The organism is Streptomyces sp. NPDC101234 (assembly GCF_044767525.1).
In the GTDB taxonomy this organism is placed as follows: Bacteria; Actinomycetota; Actinomycetes; order Streptomycetales; family Streptomycetaceae; genus Streptomyces; species Streptomyces sasae.
The window spans coordinates 443,551-462,231 of sequence record NZ_JBIWOA010000001.1; the positions used below are offsets into that span (position 1 = coordinate 443,551).

The 18,681-nt window shown below is 70.8% G+C and carries 16 protein-coding genes; 6 read left to right on the plus strand and 10 right to left on the minus strand.

Translation table 11 applies throughout. From position 1 onward, the window contains the following. Window positions 1–6 precede the first annotated feature (6 nt). Both ACIRR9_RS02155 and ACIRR9_RS02160 read left to right on the plus strand, forming a co-directional pair. The gene (locus ACIRR9_RS02155) at window positions 7–948 is read left to right on the plus strand and encodes an NAD-dependent epimerase/dehydratase family protein (RefSeq protein ID WP_403746618.1); all 942 of its coding nucleotides are present in this window, start codon (window positions 7–9) and stop codon (window positions 946–948) included. Continuing rightward, a complete protein-coding gene (locus ACIRR9_RS02160) occupies window positions 945–1,862 on the plus strand; it encodes an RNA polymerase sigma-70 factor (protein WP_403746621.1) in 918 nt (305 codons plus the stop codon). The genes ACIRR9_RS02155 and ACIRR9_RS02160 overlap by 4 nt, the downstream gene beginning before the upstream one ends. Before the next feature lie 103 nt (window positions 1,863–1,965). On the opposite strand, the gene ACIRR9_RS02165 is transcribed toward ACIRR9_RS02160, so the two are convergent. Next, window positions 1,966–2,226: a hypothetical protein gene (locus tag ACIRR9_RS02165; protein WP_365340044.1), complete on the minus strand. Its 261-nt coding sequence runs from the start codon at window positions 2,224–2,226 to the stop codon at window positions 1,966–1,968. After that, a complete protein-coding gene (locus ACIRR9_RS02170) occupies window positions 2,223–3,143 on the minus strand; it encodes an SPFH domain-containing protein (RefSeq protein ID WP_403746623.1) in 921 nt (306 codons plus the stop codon). The genes ACIRR9_RS02165 and ACIRR9_RS02170 overlap by 4 nt, the downstream gene beginning before the upstream one ends. Window positions 3,144–3,416: 273 nt before the next feature. Here ACIRR9_RS02170 and ACIRR9_RS02175 point away from each other — a divergent pair, with 273 nt between their 5' ends. Then, complete coding sequence (locus tag ACIRR9_RS02175; protein ID WP_403746626.1) at window positions 3,417–5,870, plus strand: transglycosylase domain-containing protein; 2,454 nt, start codon at window positions 3,417–3,419, stop codon at window positions 5,868–5,870. A gap of 270 nt (window positions 5,871–6,140) precedes the next feature. Here the strand turns inward: ACIRR9_RS02175 and ACIRR9_RS02180 are convergent, their stop codons facing one another. From ACIRR9_RS02180 to ACIRR9_RS02195, 4 genes are all read right to left on the minus strand, one after another. After that, window positions 6,141–8,237 carry a SpoIIE family protein phosphatase gene (locus tag ACIRR9_RS02180; RefSeq protein WP_365340038.1) on the minus strand — a complete coding sequence of 699 codons (2,097 nt, stop codon included), beginning with the start codon at window positions 8,235–8,237 and terminating at the stop codon, window positions 6,141–6,143. A gap of 305 nt (window positions 8,238–8,542) precedes the next feature. Continuing rightward, window positions 8,543–9,280 carry a DUF402 domain-containing protein gene (locus ACIRR9_RS02185; RefSeq protein ID WP_403746630.1) on the minus strand — a complete coding sequence of 246 codons (738 nt, stop codon included), beginning with the start codon at window positions 9,278–9,280 and terminating at the stop codon, window positions 8,543–8,545. Window positions 9,281–9,364: 84 nt separating this feature from the next. Beyond that, entirely contained in the window at window positions 9,365–10,750 is a 1,386-nt protein-coding gene (locus tag ACIRR9_RS02190; RefSeq protein WP_403746633.1) for a class II fumarate hydratase, read from the minus strand. Window positions 10,751–11,339: 589 nt separating this feature from the next. Beyond that, on the minus strand, window positions 11,340–13,010 hold the full coding sequence (locus ACIRR9_RS02195) for a fumarate hydratase (protein ID WP_403746636.1): 1,671 nt from the start codon (window positions 13,008–13,010) through the stop codon (window positions 11,340–11,342). A gap of 169 nt (window positions 13,011–13,179) precedes the next feature. Between ACIRR9_RS02195 and ACIRR9_RS02200 the strand changes: the two genes are divergently transcribed. Together ACIRR9_RS02200 and ACIRR9_RS02205 are read left to right on the plus strand one after the other, a co-directional pair. Further along, window positions 13,180–13,881 carry a DUF1707 domain-containing protein gene (locus tag ACIRR9_RS02200; protein ID WP_403746639.1) on the plus strand — a complete coding sequence of 234 codons (702 nt, stop codon included), beginning with the start codon at window positions 13,180–13,182 and terminating at the stop codon, window positions 13,879–13,881. A gap of 152 nt (window positions 13,882–14,033) precedes the next feature. Continuing rightward, a complete protein-coding gene (locus tag ACIRR9_RS02205; RefSeq protein ID WP_123974451.1) occupies window positions 14,034–14,417 on the plus strand; it encodes a WhiB family transcriptional regulator in 384 nt (127 codons plus the stop codon). 167 nt (window positions 14,418–14,584) lie between these two features. Here the strand turns inward: ACIRR9_RS02205 and glpX are convergent, their stop codons facing one another. Beyond that, window positions 14,585–15,622, minus strand: coding sequence for a class II fructose-bisphosphatase (glpX, locus tag ACIRR9_RS02210; RefSeq protein ID WP_403746643.1), 1,038 nt, complete (start codon window positions 15,620–15,622; stop codon window positions 14,585–14,587). Window positions 15,623–15,748: 126 nt separating this feature from the next. On the opposite strand from glpX, the gene ACIRR9_RS02215 reads away from it, so the two are divergent. Further along, entirely contained in the window at window positions 15,749–16,273 is a 525-nt protein-coding gene (locus tag ACIRR9_RS02215; RefSeq protein WP_403746645.1) for a DUF4245 domain-containing protein, read from the plus strand. Window positions 16,274–16,359: 86 nt separating this feature from the next. Here ACIRR9_RS02215 and ACIRR9_RS02220 read toward each other — a convergent pair whose 3' ends face one another. From ACIRR9_RS02220 to xseA, 3 genes are all read right to left on the minus strand, one after another. Beyond that, on the minus strand, window positions 16,360–16,950 hold the full coding sequence (locus tag ACIRR9_RS02220) for a malonic semialdehyde reductase (protein WP_403746648.1): 591 nt from the start codon (window positions 16,948–16,950) through the stop codon (window positions 16,360–16,362). Window positions 16,951–17,121: 171 nt separating this feature from the next. Next, on the minus strand, window positions 17,122–17,346 hold the full coding sequence (locus ACIRR9_RS02225; protein WP_403746650.1) for an exodeoxyribonuclease VII small subunit: 225 nt from the start codon (window positions 17,344–17,346) through the stop codon (window positions 17,122–17,124). A 48-nt stretch (window positions 17,347–17,394) separates the two neighbouring features. After that, the gene (xseA, locus tag ACIRR9_RS02230) at window positions 17,395–18,603 is read right to left on the minus strand and encodes an exodeoxyribonuclease VII large subunit (protein WP_403746653.1); all 1,209 of its coding nucleotides are present in this window, start codon (window positions 18,601–18,603) and stop codon (window positions 17,395–17,397) included. Between the last annotated feature and the right edge of the window lie 78 nt (window positions 18,604–18,681).

An 18,681-nucleotide genomic window follows, 5' to 3' on the forward strand; every position in this document is an offset into this window, starting at 1 on the left:
TGGAAGGTGATCGCCGTGCGGGTCTTCGTGGCGGGTGGCAGTGGGGTTCTGGGACGGCGGCTGGTGCCGCTGCTGGTGGCGCGGGGGCATCAGGTGACGGCCACGACGACCGGCGCCGCCAGGCTGGAGCTGCTGAGGGGAATGGGCGCCGAGGGCGTCGTGATGGACGGGCTGGACGCGCTGTCGGTCGGGGCCGCGGTGGCCGAGGCCCGCCCGGACGTGATCGTGCACCAGCTGACCGCGATCTCCGTGGCGCACGCGGGCAAGCCCGACATCAAGCACCCGGACCGGTGGTTCGCCCTCACCAACCGGCTGCGCACCGAGGGCACGGACCATCTGCTGGCCGCCGCCGAGGCGACCGGCGTCCCCCATGTCGTCGCACAGAGTCACGCCAGCTGGAACGGCGCCCGCGAGGGCGGCTGGGTGAAGACGGAGGAGGACCCGCTGGACCTGATGGCGGGCACCCCCGCACACGGCGGCATGCTGGCTCTCCGGCACCTGGAGGACGCGGTGCTCGGCGCCGGCGGCGCGGCCCTGCGCTACGGCGCCTTCTACGGCCCGGGTGCCATCGACGACCAGGTGGAGCTGGTCCGCAAGCGCCAGTACCCCCTGGTCGGCCGGGCCACCGGCTACAGCAGCTGGATCCACCTGGACGACGCGGCGAGCGCCACCGTGCTGGCCGTCGAGCAGAAGGCGCGGGGCGTGTTCAACATCGTCGACGACGAACCGGCGCCGGCCGCCGACTGGCTGCCGTATCTGGCCGAGTGCGCCGGGGCGAAGCGGCCTTACCGGGCGCCGGTCTGGCTGGCCCGGCTGCTGGCCGGCGAACAGGCGGTGGTGATCATGACCCAGGGCCGCGGCTTCTCCAACGCCAAGGCCCGGCGGGAGCTCGGCTGGGAGCTGCGGTACCCGTCCTGGCGGCAGGGGTTCAAGGCGGCGCTGGCGTGAGCCCGGCCGAGGAGTTCGAGGAGCTGCGCCCGCTGCTGTTCTCGATCTCGTACCGCATCCTGGGCAGCGTCGGCGAGGCCGAGGACGCGGTCCAGGAGACCTGGCTGCGCTGGACGACCGCGCAGACCCGGCCCGCCTCGACACGGGCCTACCTCTCGGCGGTGGTCACCCGGGTCTCGATCGACGTCCTGCGCTCGGCCCGGGTACGACGGGAGGAGTACGTCGGCACCTGGTTCCCCGAGCCGCTGCTGACCGACCCCTACGAGGACCCGGAACGCTCCGCCCAGCTGGCCGACTCGGTGTCGATGGCCGCCCTGCTCCTGCTGGAGCGGCTGTCCCCGCTGGAGCGGGCGGTCTTCGTCCTCCGGGAGGTGTTCGGCTTCGCCTTCTCGGAGGTCGCCTCGGCGGTGGACCGCTCGGAGGCGGCCTGCCGGCAGCTCGCGGTCCGGGCCCGCCGGCACATGGACGCGGGGCGCCCCCGCTTCGAGGCCGACCGCAAGGAGCGTGAGGAACTCGCCGGACGCTTCTTCGACGCGTTCCGGGAAGGGGACGTGGACGGCCTGCGGGCGCTGCTGGCGGCCGACGTCCGGATGACCGGCGACGCGGGCGGCAAGGCGCCGCTGTGGAGCGGCGGCGGCCTGGTCGGCGTCGCGCGGGTGACCGAGGTCATCGGCGTACTGACGTCGAGGCTGCACGGGGCCGGTGTCGTACTGGAGCCGCGCGAGGTGAACGGCCAGCCGGGCGCGGTCCTCTACGACCGTGCGGGCAGGGTCCTGAGCACCATGGCCCTCGACATCCTCGACGGCCGTATCCAGACGATCCGCTCGATCCTCAACCCGGACAAGCTGCGCCACGTGGGCCCGGTGGCGGATGCGTGGGCACTGTCGGGAGAGGCCGGCGGCGTGGCCGACTAGGGGAACGGTTTCAAGACGCGGATCCCTCGTCTTTCAGGGGCGCGGGGAACTGCGCGACCAGCCCCCACCGGGCCCGCACCCGGCGACGGCCCGGACCCGGCCTTCAGGTGGTCGGGGGTCCGGGGGCGGAGCCCCCGGGGGGCCGCCCCCGGCGCGGCAGGGGACCGGCCTCGCCGGGCAACCGGCCGGCCTCCGCCAGCGCCCGCCGCAGCAGGAACTCGATCTGCGCGTTGGCCGACCGCAGCTCGTCCCCGGCCCACCGCGCCAGCGCGTCGTACACCGACGGGTCGAGCCGCAGCAGCACCTGCTTGCGCTGCTGCGGCCGGCGCCGGGGCGCCTCCTCGGGCGAGGGCGAATCCGTCACTGGTAGAGCGTCCCGGTGTTGAGCACCGGCTGCGGCGCCCGGTCCCCGCACAGCACCACCATCAGGTTGGACACCATCGCCGCCTTGCGCTCCTCGTCCAGTTCCACGATGTCCTGCTCGGCGATCCGGGCAAGAGCCGCCTCCACCATCCCCACCGCTCCATCGACGATCTGCCGCCGCGCGGCCACCACCGCACCGGCCTGCTGTCGCTGCAGCATCGCCGAGGCGATCTCGGGAGCGTACGCGAGATGCGTGAAGCGCGACTCGATGATCCGCACTCCGGCCGCCTCGACCCGCGCCTGGAGCTCGACGGCCAGCTTCTCGGTGATTTCCTCGGCGTTGCCGCGCAGCGAGAGCCCGTCCTCGTCATGGGCGTCGTACGGGTACTCGATGGCGATGTGCCGTACGGCGGTCTCGGTCTGCGTCGCGACGAACTCCGTGTAGTCGTCGACCTCGAAGACGGCCTGGGCGGTGTCCTGGACCTTCCAGACGACGACCGCGGCGAGCTCGATCGGGTTGCCGTACGCGTCGTTGACCTTGAGGACGGCGGTCTCGTGGTTGCGGACCCGCGTGGAGATCCTCGTGCGTGAGGTGAAGGGGTTGACCCAGCGCAGCCCGTCCTGCCGGATCGTGCCCCGGTACCGCCCGAAGAGCTGGACGACCCGGGCCTCGCCCGGAGCGACCGTGTTCAGGCCGCGCATCGCGATGACGGCGGCGAGGAAGACCAGGACGCCGCCGACGGCGAAGCCGGGGTTCACGGTGGAGCTCGCCACGAACAGCGCGACCGCGGCCGCGAGACCGAGGAGCCCGAGCAGCAGGGCGAGCCCGCCGCCGATGCTGTGCGCCGTGAACTCCCGCACGCGCGGGGCCGGCATCTCGGGTATGTCGGCGGTCGCCGAGGAGTCGTGAACGGACATGGGATCCCCCTTGGGTGGCCGGTCTTGAACGGCTTGACTGCCTATCTTGCTTCTATCTAAGTGATATCACTTTATCGCGCAGAGCAACCCTCCGCCTTCCCCGCTCGTCGGTTCCGTTGGGCGGGGTGCTGATTGTCACGTCCGAAAAAGGACAGATCGTGCGTCCTGTGTCTCAGGCAGCGGTGTTAGCTTTCTGGATTGACCTGAGCCACGTACTTGTGTGACAGCCGTACACACGTTTGACAGCCGAGACGAAGCGGAGCAGACGGACTCATGGGACGAGCGGACGACAGAAGAGCGCGGCAGCGCGGCGGTAGCCGCCGCGCCGCGCCCGGGCACCGCTCGCCGCAGCAGGCCGCGCCGGAGACACCGCCGGAGGCGCCGACCGCGGCGGGCGGGACCGCGACCGCGGTCGAGTCGCCGGCCGCCGAGGGGGCCACCCGTGCGGAGCGCCGCAAGGCCGCGGCCAAGGGGAAGCCGGGGCAGCCGGGCAAGCCGGGGCAGTCGCGTAAGAACGGCAAGCCCGCCAAGGGCCGGATACGCAGGCTGTTCACCTGGAAGAAGATGCTCGGCGCGTTCCTCGGAGTCTGTCTGCTGGGCATCGGCGCCTTCATCGCGCTGTACATGACGGTGAGAGTCCCCGAGGGCAACCCGCTCGCGCAGACGCAGAGCAACGTCTACAAGTACAGCGACGGCTCGGTCCTCGCCCGCAAGGGCACCGTGAACCGCGAGATCGTGGGCCTCTCCAAGGTCCCGAAGGACGTCCAGCACACCTTCGTCGCGGCGGAGAACAAGTCCTTCTACACCGACAACGGCATCGACCTGAGGGGCATGGCCCGCGGCCTCTACAACACGGCGATGGGCCGCGGCACCCAGGGCGGTTCGACGATCACCCAGCAGTACGTCAAGAACTACTACCTCAGCCAGGACCAGACTGTCACGCGCAAGCTGAAGGAACTGGTCATCTCGCTGAAGCTGGACCGCGAGGTGTCGAAGGACGACATCCTCGCCGGCTACATCAACACCAGCTACTACGGCCGCGGCGCCTACGGCATCCAGGCCGCCGCACAGGCCTACTACCGCGTCGACGCCCAGAAGCTGACGGTCCAGCAGGGCGCCTATCTGGCCTCGCTGCTGCAGGCGCCGAGCCAGTACGACTGGGCGGTGGCGGGTCCCGTCGGCAAGAAGCTGGTGCAGAACCGCTGGAACTACACCCTGAACAACATGGTCGGCCAGGGCTGGCTGGACAAGACCAAACGTGACGCCATGACGTTCCCGATCCCCAAGGAGCCGAAGGCCGTCTCCGGCCTGGAGGGCCAGAAGGGCTATCTGGTCGAACTGGCCAACACCCAGCTGGAGAACCAGCTGATGAAGGCGCAGGGCATCTCCAGGTCCGACGCGGAGTCCCTGGTCGTCGACAAGGGCTGGACGATCACCCTCAACATCGACCCGAAGAAGCAGGCCAAGCTGGAGGCGGCCGTCAAGAGCCAGCTCACCAGCAAGCTCGACGGCAAGAAGCGCAAGGTCGACAAGAACGTGCAGGCCGGCGCCGTCTCCGTCGATCCCAAGACCGGCAAGATCGTCGCGCTCTACGGCGGTGTGGGCTACTACGACCACTACACGAGCAACGCCACCCGCGCCGACTACCAGCCGGCGTCCACCTTCAAGCCGATCATCCTCGCCGCCGCGGTCGACCAGAACGCGCAGACGCAGGACGGCAAGGCGATCGACGCCGACACGATCTACGACGGCACCAGCGGCCGCGCGGTCAAGGGCAGCGACATCGCCTTCGCACCGCCGAACGAGGACGACGCCGACTACGGCAAGATCCCCGTCCAGACGGCGATGAACAAGTCCGTCAACTCGGTGTTCGCGCAGATGGGCGTGGACGTCGGCATGAAGAACGTGCTGAAGACCGCGAACGACCTCGGCCTGGACACCACGCACGTCCAGGCGGTGCCCGCGATGACGCTGGGCACCATGGGCGCGAGCCCGCTGGAGATGGCCGGGGTGTACGCCACCCTCGACAACCACGGCCAGAAGGTCACCCCGACGGTCCTCGCGTCGGCGGAGCAGGCCGGCCGCAAGGTCGACCTGCCGAACCCGATCGGCGACCAGGTGATCAGCAGGTCCACGGCCGACCAGGTGACCTCGGTGCTGACCGGTGTGGTCGACGACGGTACGGCCAAGGTGTCGGTGGCCCAGAACTCGCTGCGCAAGGGCCAGCAGGTGGCCGGCAAGACAGGTACGTCCGACGGCAACAAGTCGGCCTGGTTCACGGGGTACACGCCCGACCTGGTGACCTCGGTGGGCCTGTTCGGCGAGGACGCCAAGACCCACAACCAGGTCTCGCTGACCGGAGCCACGGGCCTCATCCCCGGCACCGGCCGTATCAACGGTGGCGGTTACCCGGCGCAGATCTGGGCGGCGTACACCTTCGGGGTCACCACGAAGCAGAAGTTCGACCTCAACACCACGCTGGGCGCGGCCGTCCAGCCGACCCAGACGCCGACCCAGAGCGCGTCCGCGTCGCAGAGCCCGTCGCAGACGCCGACCTCGGCCCCGCCGACATCGTCGAAGCCGACGTCCGCACCTCCGACGAAGTCGCCGACCTCGGCCCCGCCGACCTCGGCGCCGCCGACGTCCGCACCACCGTCGTCACCGGAGACGACCCCCCCGACGGGCGGCACCACCGACAACCCGCTCGATCCGGCGGACGGCCAGTAACGCGAGAGCCCCGCGTCCCGAAAGGGGGCGCGGGGCTCTTTCGACGTGTGCCGGCACTTCGCAACGCCGCGGGGCGCAACCCCCCCAGGGGCGCGGGGAACCGCGCGACCAGCCACGACCGGCCCGCGGTTCCCCGCCATCCTCAAGCCCTACGGCGCTATACGTTCAGCACTTCACAACGCCGTGGCCACAACTCCCCAGGGGCGCGGGGAACTGCGCGACCAGCCACAGCCGGCCCGCGGTTTCCCGCCGTCCCCACGCCCTACGGCGCTATCTGTTCAGCTCGAACCAGACGACCTTGCCGGTGCTGAGCCGGGTCGCTCCCCACCGTCTGGCCAGTCTGTTGACGAGGTACAGCCCCCGGCCGCCCTCGTCCGTCGCCCGCGCCTGCCGCAGCCGTGGCAACTGGGGCACGTCGTCGCCCACTTCGCACCGCAGCACATCGGTGCGCAGCAACCGCAGCGTCACCGGCCGCGAGGCGTACCGCACCGCGTTGGTGACCACTTCGCTGACCAACAGCTCGACGGAGTCGGACAGTTCCTCCAGCCCCCAGCGGGCCAGCGCCCGCCGCGCGAGCCGCCGGGCACGACCGGGCGCCGCATCCTCCGGCTCCAGGAACCAGTACGCCACATCGCTCGGCGCGATCCCGTCGAACCGGGCCGCGAGCAGCGCGATGTCGTCGTCGCGGTCACCCGGCCCGAGCATGTCGAGCACCTCGTCGCACAGCGCTTCCAGCGGCGGCGGATGATCCGGCCCGGTCAGCTGCGCGGTCGCGGCGAGCTTCTCCCGCAGCTGCTCTATGCCGGTCCACACGTCCCGCAGCCGGGACTCCACAAGACCGTCGGTGTACAGCAGCAGCGTCGCCCCGGCCGGCGCGTCCAGCTCCACCGCCTCGAAGTCGACCCCGCCCACCCCGATCGGCGCCCCGGCCGGCACCCGCAGCACCTCGGCATGCCCGCCGAGATGCAGCAGCACCGGCGGCGGATGCCCGGCGTTGGCGATGGTGATGCGGTGCGACACCGGGTCGTAGACGGCGTACAGGCAGGTCGCCATCCGGTCGCTGCCGAGCCGCTGGGCCTGCTCGTCGAGATGGTGCAGCACTTCCTGCGGCGGCAGATCGAGCCCCGCCAGCGTCTGCGCGGTCGTCCGCAGCTGCCCCATGATCGCCGCCGATGTCATCGAGTGCCCCATGACATCGCCCACGACCAGCGCCACCCGGCTCCCCGGCAGCGGGATCGCGTCGTACCAGTCGCCGCCGACCCGTGCGGTCTCCGCGGCCGGCAGATAGCGCGAGGCGAGCCGTACGCCGGTGGCGCTCGGCAGGTTCTCGGGCAGCATGGTGCGCTGCAACTCGTCGGCGATGTAGGCCTCCCGGCCGTACAGCACCGCCTTGTCGATGCCCAGCGCGCTGTGCGTGGCCAGCTGGGCGGCGACCAGCAGGTCGTCCGCCTCGAACGCCAGCCGCTCCGGGCGGCGCAGGAACAGGGCCGCGCCGATCACCCGGCGCCGGCCGCGCAGCGGGGCGAGGATCGCGTGCTGTCCGCCGGGCACGAGCGACTCGTTGCCCTCGCCGAGGAGTTCGGGCAGGGCGGCGCGCGCGGCGGGGGCGTCGGCGAACACCGGCCGTACGCCCCGCAGCACCTCATTGAGGGCGCCGCCCGGCCGGACCTCGCACAGATCGGCGGTGAGCGCGGCCAGGCCGATGTCGGCCGGGTCCGGCTCCGGGACGGGCACCGGCAGGAAGCCGCCGCCCTCGGAGTCCCGCTCCTCCGGGATCCGGTCGGTACGGCGCAGCCGCAGCACCACCGGACCGGTGGGCCGCTCGTCGCCGACCGGGAGCGGGTCGCGCAGATAGACCAGGATCGCGTCCGAGAAGGTCGGCACGGTCGCCCGGCACAGCCCCATCACGATCTCGTCGAGGTCCATGCCCCGGGCGATCCGCCGGGTCGCGGCGCCCACGAAGCGCAGCCGGTCGCCGTCCCGCCGCATCGGCATCGGACGGCCGGGCGGCAGCCCGCGTCCGGTACGGCGCTCCTGGGAGCCCGCCACCCGCTCCTGTTCCGCGCCGGGCTGGGGCGGGATGCCCTCCGGAGTGGGGCGCGGCCGGTGCGGATCGGGCTCAGCGCTGGTGGGCTGGGCGTGCTCGGGGCCGTTGACGGAGTGCTCCTTGGACGTGCTGGTACCGGGACCGGAGGGCGTCTCGCCCGCGCGGGCCTGCGCCGGTAAGGCGGTGGTGCCGAGCGGACGGGGCTGCGCCGGCGGCTGTGCCCGGTCGGGTGGCTGCGAGGAACGCAGGAGCGCCCCGCGGGCCTCCGCGGGGTCGACGCCCGGCTGTGGGCGTTCGTAGGAGGTGGGGTGCTCCGTCACGCGTGTCGAATCCGTCCGTCCGGGGCTGCGCGCCGGGCGCGCAGGTGGTCCCGCCGAAGTCCCGATACCCGGATTACGTGCCCCAGGAACGGAATTCCGGCGTGGCTGGAGGCTGTTTCTGTGCCACCGGCAAACGATCTGCGGCCCGCGCACCGCTCGCCGGTGTTGCCCTCGTACCCCTCGCTCACGTCCTGCCGCCCCTCGGTGACGTTCGGTCAAGCCCGGCACATGATCCGGGAGTTGTGCTCAACGCGCCCTTGCGGAGGACGATCCTACGGTTGTGGACCGGGGGCGCATCAAGGGTCTCATGTGGACACGTGCGCGGGTGTACGGTCCCAGTCCTTGGGCAGTGACGGTACCGCCCAGGACGGGTCCGGGCGCCAGTGCTGCCAGCCGTCCGAGAACGGCGCCTCCCAGGCCCGTACGGAGTCCACCGCGGCCAGTCCCGCCGCCCGCACCCGCTCGGCCGTCTCCGCGGCCATCAGGCCGTCCCGCTGGGCCTGCGCGAACTCGTCCTCGTCGAGCCAGCGCCAACTCCGGTCCGGATGCACGGAGATGTCCAGGAAGTGATCCTCGGAGTCCACTCCGCCGCCCCAACGGACCAGCGGCTGTTCAAGATTGATGTACCAGTTCTTGAACTGCCAGCCCGGCTCCCAGAACAGCCACACCGACCAGGGCTGACCGGGCCGGGCCAGCTTCAGCACGCCCGTGCCCCGCCAGTGGCCGTGCGTGACCGACCGGGGCTTGGTGTAGCGGGACTCCAGCGGCTCCTCGCCGACCGACGAGCCGTCGGCCAGCACGGGTCTGACGCACTCGGTGCCGGGGGCCAGCCAGACGGCGAGCAGCTCCTGGTCGTCCCGGACGACGGTGACGGGGCGCGCGATGTGGAAGCCGTGCCCCGCGTTCTCCCGGTACCGCCACAGGATCTGGCTCCCCGGCACCCAGAAGCCGTTCCCGTTCCTGGTTCCGTTGCTGGTCCCGTGCCCGGTCGCGCCGCCCGTCTCCCCGCGCATCACGCGCCTCACCGCTCCACCGTCTGCCATGCACAGATATTAGGTGCCGTAGGCATACGACGCTGCGGCGGACGTCACGCTTCCGGCCGGGCGGCGTGAAACGTTCGCACGCGGTTACGGCCGCGTCATCCGCAGGACATCCAGCGCCTCGTCCAGCTGCTCGACGGTCAGCTCGCCCTTCTCGACGTACCCGCCCTCGATGACGACCTGGCGGATCGTCTTACGTTCCGCGAGCGCCTTCTTGGCCACCTTGGCGGCCTCCTCGTACCCGATGTACTTGTTCAGCGGCGTGACCACGGACGGCGACGACTCGGCGTACTCCCGGGCCCGCTCCCGGTTCGCGGTGATCCCGTCCACGGTCCGGTCGGCGAGCAGCCGCGAGACGTTGGCGAGCAGCCGGACGGACTCCAGGACGTTCTTCGCGATGACCGGAAGCATCACGTTGAGCTCGAAGTTGCCGGCCGCGCCGGCCACGGCGATGGTCTGGTCGTTGCCGATGACCTGGGCGGACACCATCAACACGGCTTCGGGGATCACCGGGTTGACCTTGCCCGGCATGATCGAGGACCCGGGCTGGAGGTCGGGCAGCGCGATCTCGGCGAGCCCGGTGCGGGGCCCCGAGGCCATCCATCGCAGATCGTTCGCGATCTTCGTCAACCCGACGGCGATGGTGCGCAGTTGCCCACTGGTCTCCACGATCCCGTCGCGGGCGCCCTGTGCCTCGAAGTGGTCGCGCGCCTCGGTGAACGGCAGTCCGGTGGCCCGGGCGACCTCCTCGATCACGGCGGCGGAGAACCCGGGCGGGGTGTTGATCCCGGTACCGACGGCGGTACCGCCGAGCGGCAGCTCGGCGAGCCGGGGCAGGGAGGCCTGGAGCCGTTCGATTCCATACCGTACCTGTGCGGCGTACCCGCCGAACTCCTGTCCGAGCGTCACGGGCGTGGCGTCCATGAGATGCGTCCGCCCCGACTTCACGACGTCGGAGAACTCCTCCGACTTCCGGGTCAGCGCGCCGGCGAGGTGCTCCAGGGCCGGGATCAGATCCCGGGTGACGGCGGCGGTGGCGGCGATGTGGATCGACGACGGGAACACGTCGTTGGAGGACTGCGAGGCGTTGACGTGGTCGTTCGGATGGAGGTCCCGCCCGAGCCGCTCACTGGCGAGGGTCGCGATCACCTCGTTGGTGTTCATGTTGGACGAGGTCCCGGACCCCGTCTGGAACACGTCGACGGGAAAGTGCTCGTCCCACTTCCCGTCGGCGACCTCCCCGGCCGCGTCCTGGATCGCCCCGGCAATGTCCTTGTCGAGGACTCCCAACTCGGCGTTCACCTTGGCCGCCGCCCCCTTGATCCGGGCCAGCGCCTCGATGTGCGCCCGCTCGATCCGCTGCCCGGAGACAGGAAAGTTCTCGACGGCCCGCTGCGTCTGGGCCCGCCACTTCGCGTACCCGGGGACCCGGACCTCGCCCATGGAGTCGTGTTCGATGCGGTAGTCGCTCATGCCGGGTATAGCGGTCGCGGGGGTGGGGATGTTCCGCCGAGTACTCCGCCAGGGTGTGTGACCCAGCGCACGCACCCCCAGCCGACAACTGCCGAGGCCACAGGCCGGCCCGCACCACATCTCGTCCCGTGCGCTTCTTGGCGACGAGCACCGGTCCGCGCCACATCTGAGCCCGTGCGGCTCTTGGGAACGAAGACGGGTCCGCGCCACATCTGAGCCCGTCCGGCTCTTGGGCATGAAGGCCGGTCCGCGCCATGTCTCAGCCTGTGCGGTTTCTGAGGCTGGAAGCCGGTCCGCACCCCCTCCAGCCGGTGCGGCTTTCGAGGCTGGAGGTCGGTCCGCACCCCCCTCCAGCCTGTCCGGCTTTGAGGGCGAAGGCCGGTTCGCACCCCCTCCAGCCCGTCCGGCGTTTGGGGACGAGGCCGTACAGGCCGGACCGGGGGGCTGGGGGCGGCAGCCCCCAGTGCGGGCCCCACCCGGCGGGGGTCGAAGGGGGCGCGGCCCCCTGGTGATGGGACGGGTAGGGGCGGCGGGGGCGCGGTATCGATCAGCGGCTCCGCCGCGGGCCGTCCCCGCCGTACCCGAGGTGCTACGCGAGGCCGGGGCCCCGGACCGGAATCGTCGTGAACGTCGGCGCCGGCGCCGGATCCTGGAAGAAGTCGTTGCCCTTGTCGTCGACCACGATGAACGCCGGGAAGTCCTCGACCTCGATCTTCCAGACCGCCTCCATGCCGAGCTCCTCGTACTCGACGACCTCGACCTTCTTGATGCAGTCCTGGGCGAGGCGCGCGGCCGGGCCGCCGATGGAACCGAGGTAGAAGCCGCCGTGCGCGTCGCACGCGTCCGTGACCTGCTTGCTGCGGTTGCCCTTGGCGAGCATCACCTTGGAGCCGCCCGCCGCCTGGAACTGCTCGACGTAGGAGTCCATGCGGCCGGCCGTCGTCGGACCGAAGGAGCCGGACGCGTAGCCCTCGGGGGTCTTGGCCGGACCGGCGTAGTACACCGGGTGGTCCTTCAGGTACTGCGGCATCTCCTCGCCGGCGTCGAGGCGCTCCTTGATCTTGGCGTGCGCGATGTCACGGGCCACGACCAGCGGACCGGTGAGGGAGAGCCGGGTCTTCACCGGGTACTTCGTCAGCTCGGCGAGAATCGTGTCCATCGGCTGGTTGAGGTCGATCTTGACCACGTCCGAGGACTCGTCGAGGTGCTCGTCGGTGGTCTCCGGCAGGAAGCGCGCCGGGTCCGTCTCCAGCTGCTCCAGGAAGACGCCCTCGGCGGTGATCTTCGCGACGGCCTGCCGGTCGGCGGAGCAGGAGACCGCGATGGCGACGGGGCAGGACGCGCCGTGCCGCGGCAGCCGCACCACGCGCACGTCGTGGCAGAAGTACTTGCCGCCGAACTGCGCACCGATGCCGATCTTCTGCGTCAGCTCGAAGACCTTCTGTTCCAGGTCCTTGTCCCGGAAACCGTGCCCGAGCTCCGAGCCCTCGGCCGGGATCTCGTCCAGGTAGTGCGCGGAGGCGTACTTCGCGGTCTTCAGCGCGTACTCGGCGCTCGTACCGCCGACGACGATCGCGAGGTGGTACGGCGGGCACGCGGCCGTACCGAGCGAACGGATCTTCTCCTCCAGGAACTTCATCATGGAGGCCTCGTTCAGGACCGCCTTCGTCTCCTGGTAGAGGAACGACTTGTTGGCGGAGCCGCCGCCCTTGGCCATGAAGAGGAACTTGTAGGCGCCGCCGTCGGTGGCGTAGAGCTCGATCTGGGCCGGCAGGTTCGACCCGGTGTTCTTCTCCTCCCACATGGTGAGCGGAGCCATCTGCGAGTAGCGCAGGTTGAGGTTGAGGTACGCGTCGTAGATGCCCTTCGAGAGGGCCGCCTCGTCGCCGCCCTCGGTCAGCACGTTCTGTCCGCGCTTGCCCATGACGATCGCCGTGCCGGTGTCCTGGCACATGGGCAGCACTCCGGCCGCCGCGATGTTCGCGTTCTTCAGCAGGTCGAGCGCGACGAACTTGTCGTTGTTCGACGCCTCAGGGTCGTCGATGATCCGGCGGAGCTGGGCGAGGTGGGCGGGCCGCAGGTAGTGCTGGATGTCGTGGATGGCCTCCGCGGCCAGCTTGCGCAGCGCCTCCGGCTCCACCTTGAGGAACGTCCGACCGTCCGGTCCCTCGACGGTGGACACACCCTCCGAGGTCACCAGCCGGTACGGCGTGGTGTCCTCGCCCTGGGGGAGCAGATCGGTATACGCGAACTCAGGCATCTCAGCCCATTCCTCACTCTGACGGACGGCCGCCCGCCGACGCTGGCGGGCGCTGTCCAGCCTAGAACCTGCGACCGACACGGAACCTGTGAGGTAAGGCTCAGTTCGACACGCCCGGACCGACACCAACCCCTAGTCGCGATCTATCGCGTTTCGGTACGCTGCTGCGGTGGACCTTCAGAAGCACATCCCCGAGGAGCGCGCCGGGGCGCCGGTCGCCGAGCTGCGCGCCTCGGACGCCGACCGTGACCGCATCGCCGACATCCTGCGGGAGGCCCTCGCCGAGGGGCGCCTGACCGTCGACGAGCACGCCGAGCGCGTGGAGGGGGTGCTGAACGCCAAGACGGTGGGCGAGCTGGAGGTCTTCATACGGGACCTGCCCGCGGCCCACGTCGGCCGGGCCGCCCCGGCCTACACACCGGTGCCGCCCCGGCCGACGCCCGGTGCCATTCCCGTCGAGGCGGACACCAACGTCGTGGCCGTCTTCAGCAGCGCCCGCCGTCGCGGCCGCTGGCGCGCGGGCCGCCGGCTGCACGCGTACGCGATCTTCGGCTCCGTCGAGATCGACCTCACCGAGGCGATCTTCGAGTACCAGCAGGTCGTCATCAAGGCGTTCTCGGTCTTCGGCGACGTCCAGATCCGCGTCCCGGAGAACGTGTCGCTGCGCGGCACCGGCGGCGGGGTGCTGGGCAACTTCGAGGCGGACACGCTGGATTCGGTCGACTCCGACGCGCCGGTCGTCTACGTCGACGGGTGGGCCGTCCTCGGCAATGTGGAGGCGCGGCCGAAGCGCGGGAAGTTCGTCGAGGACATCCTGGACCGGGTCCACGACAAGGTCGACCGGAAGTTGCGCAAACACCTGGACCGTTGACGGTCGCGAATCACTCCCTGGTCGGTGGCGCCCGGGGTCGTGAACTGGCCGCCGCGCTACGGCCGTTGGGGACGCTGTGCATAGGCCCGCGCACAGCGGGTAGGGCTTGCTGCATCGTCTCTCGCTCGCGAAGCCGTCGTCAGGAGTAGACCGTGCTGCAACCGCCGCATTCGTCCGCGCAGGTAGCTGCCGTTCCGGCCCAGCGGGTGCCAGTGCGGGACAGGGACCAAGACGCCCCCTGGCACACCGAGGCGGTGTGCCGGCGCGACGAGGCAGGCCTGTTCTTCGCACCCTCCAAGGAGCCCACCGCGGCCCGGCTGTCCCGGGAGGAGGCGGCCAAGCGGGTCTGCGCCCGCTGTCCGGTGATGGTCGAGTGCCGCGAACACGCGCTGCTCCAGCCGGAGCCGTACGGCGTCTGGGGCGGCCTCACGGCGGCGGAGCGCCGGGTGGTCCTGGCGAGGCGCAGGCGCCGCGACATGGAACTGAAGAAGGCGGCCCGAGCGACAGCGGCGAACCACATAGCCCAGGCGGGCTGACAAAAAGGCGCCCTCTCCGCACAGAGGGCGCCTTTTGACATGCCTAGGGGACAGCGCGCCCCAAAGGGGCGCGGGGCTGTGCTGATTTGCGGCTGCCGCCGCGCGGGCGCGACCAGCCACTACGAACCCGCAGTCGCGAACGGTCCGCAGTCCCTGCCCGGAAGGTGCTACTTCGCCTTGTCGAAGTCGATCGTGCTGTAGGCCCGCAGCTTGCGCAGCCGGTGCTCGGAGTCGATCCGCCGCACCGTCCCCGACTTCGACCGCATCACGATCGACTCGGTCAGCGCGGTCTCCGACTGGTACCGGACCCCGCGCAGCAGCTCGCCGTCGGTGATGCCGGTCGCGACGAAGAAGACGTTCTCGCCGGTCACCAGATCCTCGGTGGTCAGGACCCGGTCCAGATCGTGCCCGGCGTCGATCGCCCGCTGCCGCTCCGCGTCGTCCTTGGGCCACAGCTTGCCCTGGATCGTCCCGCCCAGGCACTTGACCGCGCACGCCGAGATGATGCCCTCGGGCGTGCCGCCGATGCCGAGCAGCATGTCGACGCCGGTGCCCTCGCGCAGCGCGTAGATCGACCCGGCGACGTCACCGTCGGAGATCAGCTTGATCCGCGCGCCGGCCTCCCGGATCTCCTTGATGATCCCTTCGTGCCGCGGCCGGTCGAGGATGACCACGGTCACGCCCTCCGGCGAGGACCGCTTCGCCTTGGCGACCCGGCGGATGTTGACGGAGATGGGCGCGTTGATGTCGACGAAGTCCGCCGCCTCCGGGCCCGTGACCAGTTTGTCCATGTAGAACACGGCGGACGGGTCGAACATGGCCCCGCGCTCGGCCGCGGCCAGCACGGCGATCGCGTTGGGCATGCCCTTCGCGGTCAGCGTCGTACCGTCGATCGGGTCGACGGCGATGTCGACCTCGGGTCCGGTGCCGTCACCGACACGTTCCCCGTTGAAGAGCATCGGGGCTTCGTCCTTCTCGCCCTCGCCGATGACGACCACGCCGTTCATCGACACGGTGGAGACGAGGGTCCGCATGGCGCGCACGGCGGCGCCGTCGGCGCCGTTCTTGTCGCCGCGGCCCACCCAGCGCCCCGCGGCCATCGCGGCGGCCTCGGTCACGCGGACGAGCTCCAGGGCGAGGTTGCGGTCGGGGGCCTCGGAGGGTACATCGAGTTCGGACGGCAGGTGATGATGATTCTCGGTCATCGGAGCGCACCTTTCTGATACGACGACGGCCGGATGAGGGTTTCCCGTCGACTCTATCGCCAGGCTGACAAAATGAGCAGGGGACCCCACGGATGAGCGCAAGGGGCACCTGCGACGATAGGGGGCGTGGCAGGCACGAACGGCAAGCAGAAGACGGTCCGGGACATGATTCTCTCCCTGGCCCTGATCGGTCTCGCGGCGGGCTTCATCTACCTTCTCGTCCCGCACGACGACCACTCTCCCGACCTCCCGAGGGTCGACTACCGGGTCGAGCTGCTGACGGCGCGGCGCGCCGCGAGCTACCCGGTGGCCGCACCGGAGGGCCTGTCCGGTGCCTGGAAGGCCACCTCGGTCCGTTTCCAGGGCGAGGACGGCGACCGCTGGCACCTCGGCTACCAGACCCCCGACGGGCAGTACGTCCAGATCGAGCAGTCCACTCAGAAGCGTGCGGACTTCATCGACGACGCCAGTCAGGGGGCGACGGCGACGAAGACGACCGAGAAGATCGGCGACCGCACCTGGACCCACTACACCGGTGGCCGCTACGTCGCGCTGGTGCTGGACAACACCCCCGGTTCCACGACGGTGGTGGCCGGCACCGCCTCCTTCGCCCAGCTGACGAAGATGGCGGCGGCGCTGCGGACGTCCTGACGTACCTGCCCCGTGCGTGCGACACGAGAGGCCCCCGGCGCCGTTGCCGGGGGCCTCTCGTGTGTCCCGCATGACTGCGGGGTGGCTCAGACGGTCGTGACGACGTCGTCGTAGGCCAGGCGCGGGCCGCGCGGGAACCAGGCGTCGGGGCCCGGCTTGCCGATGTTGACGACCATGAAGGGGGTGTGGTCGTCGTCCAGGAACTCCTTCTGGATGCCCGCGGCGTCGAAGCCGCCCATCGGACCGGCGGCAAGACCGGCGGCACGGATGCCGATGATGAAGTAGGCGGCCTGGAGGGCGGCGTTCAGGGCCGCGCTGCCCTCGCGCACCGCGCGGTCGCCGAAGACGGCGTCCTTGGCCTGCGGGAAGTGCGGGAAGAGCTGCGGGAGCTCCTCGTGGAACTCGTTGTCCGCGGCGAGGATCGCGACCAGCGGGGCGGTGGCGGTCTTCTTCTGGTTGCCCTCGGCCATGTGCTGGACCAGGCGCTCACGGGCCTCGGGGGAGCGGACCAGGACGACGCGCAGCGGCGTCTGGTTCATGGCGGTCGGGCCGAACTTGACCAGGTCGTAGATCGCCTGGACCTGCTCCTCGGTCACCGGCTCGTCGGTGAAGGTGTTGGCGGAGCGGGCCTCACGGAACAGCAGGTCCTGAGCGGCGGGGTCGAGAACGAGAGACATGAGAACTTCCTAGAGGTCGCGTCCCGGTCGAAAACGGACCGTGGTCCGGATAGGCTGACGGCACGACCATAGACGAATGAAGCTTCAAGCTTCAACAAAATGCGGACCGCAGTGATCCGCCTCACATCCGGGCAGCCCTTGCGCGCCCCGCGCTCCCTCTTCCCCCGCCCCTCACTCCCCCTCTTCTTCGTCCTCGTCCCCGGCCAGCGCCGCGTCCAGCCGGGCCCGCGCACCCTCCAGCCACCGCCGGCACACCTTGGCCAGCTCCTCGCCCCGCTCCCAGAGCGCGAGGGACTCCTCAAGGCTCGTCCCGCCGGCCTCCAGCCGCCGTACGACCTCGATCAACTCGTCCCGCGCCTGCTCGTAGGAGAGGGCTTCCTCGGTCTTGCCGCTCATGCACTTGCCTTTCTGATCCGCCCGTACGACAACGCCCGGGACATCGCTCTAGCCATCGGCCCGCACCGTGAACTCGCCCTCGGCGACCCGCGCCCGCAAGGCCTCGCCCGGCTCGACGTCCGCCGGGTCCCGCACCACATGGCCGTCGTCCTTCTGCAGCACGGCGTACCCGCGCTTCAGCGTGGCGGCGGGGGAGAGGGCCACCACGCGCGCGTGCGTGTGCGTCAGCTCGGAGTCGGCACGGTCGAGCAGATGCCCGAGGGTGCGCCGCGAACGGTCGACCAGCGACGCGAGGTGATCGGCCCGCTCGTCGACCATCCGGTGCGGGTCCTCCATGGCCGGACGCGCGAGCGCCTGCGCCAGCCCCCGCTCCTCCCGCGCCACGAGCCCGTCGGCACACCGCCGGGCCCGGTCCCGCAGCATCCGCACCCGCTCCAGCTCCTCACCCACGTCCGGTACGACCTTCTTGGCGGCATCGGTGGGGGTGGAGGCACGCAGGTCGGCGACGTAGTCGAGCAGCGGGGTGTCGGGCTCGTGGCCGATGGCGGACACGACGGGCGTACGGCACTCGGCGACCGCCCGCACCAGCTGCTCGTCGGAGAACGGCAGCAGATCCTCCACGCTGCCGCCCCCGCGCGCGACGATGATCACATCCACCTCCTCGATCGCGTCGAGCTCCTTCACGGCCTGCACGACCTGCGGCACCGCGTGCACGCCCTGCACCGGCACGTTCCGCACCTCGAACCGCACCGCGGGCCAACGGTGCCGGGCGTTCTCCAGCACGTCCCGCTCCGCGGCCGAGGCCCGCCCGCACACCAGCCCGATCAACTGCGGCAGGAACGGCAGCGGTTTCTTCCGCCCGGCGGCGAACAGCCCCTCCGCGGCCAGCGCCTTCTTGAGCATCTCCAGCCGCGCCAGCAGCTCCCCGACCCCGACGGGCCTTATCTCGGCGGCCCGCAACGACAGCTGCCCACGCGGCGCGTACCACTCCGGCTTCGCGTGGACGACGACCCGGGCGCCCTCCCCGACGACATCGGCGACGGAGTCGAACACCTGGCGGTAACAGGTGACGGCGATCGAGATGTCGTGCGACGGATCCCGCAACGTCAGGAACACGACCCCGGCGCCGGGCCGCCGCGACAGCTGGGTGATCTGCCCCTCGACCCACACCGCACCGAGCCGGTCGATCCATCCGCCGATGAGCCGGGAGATCTCACCGACGGGCAGCGGTGCTTCGGCTGACGTGTTCAAAGCCATGCGGCGAGCGTAACGGCGCGGACTGACAGGACTGCCGTCCCGCCGTACCGCGAACCGGTCCGGTCTCCCCCGGACCGT

Coding starts and splice junctions, on each gene's coding strand:
- xseA (WP_403746653.1), bottom strand. CDS start 18,603: ATGGCTTTGAACACGTCAGCCGAAGCACCGCTGCCCGTCGGTGAGATC.
- ACIRR9_RS02175 (WP_403746626.1), top strand. CDS start 3,417: ATGGGACGAGCGGACGACAGAAGAGCGCGGCAGCGCGGCGGTAGCCGC.
- ACIRR9_RS02170 (WP_403746623.1), bottom strand. CDS start 3,143: ATGTCCGTTCACGACTCCTCGGCGACCGCCGACATACCCGAGATGCCG.
- ACIRR9_RS02195 (WP_403746636.1), bottom strand. CDS start 13,010: ATGCCTGAGTTCGCGTATACCGATCTGCTCCCCCAGGGCGAGGACACC.
- ACIRR9_RS02220 (WP_403746648.1), bottom strand. CDS start 16,950: ATGTCTCTCGTTCTCGACCCCGCCGCTCAGGACCTGCTGTTCCGTGAG.
- glpX (WP_403746643.1), bottom strand. CDS start 15,622: ATGACCGAGAATCATCATCACCTGCCGTCCGAACTCGATGTACCCTCC.
- ACIRR9_RS02190 (WP_403746633.1), bottom strand. CDS start 10,750: ATGAGCGACTACCGCATCGAACACGACTCCATGGGCGAGGTCCGGGTC.
- ACIRR9_RS02185 (WP_403746630.1), bottom strand. CDS start 9,280: ATGGCAGACGGTGGAGCGGTGAGGCGCGTGATGCGCGGGGAGACGGGC.
- ACIRR9_RS02225 (WP_403746650.1), bottom strand. CDS start 17,346: ATGAGCGGCAAGACCGAGGAAGCCCTCTCCTACGAGCAGGCGCGGGAC.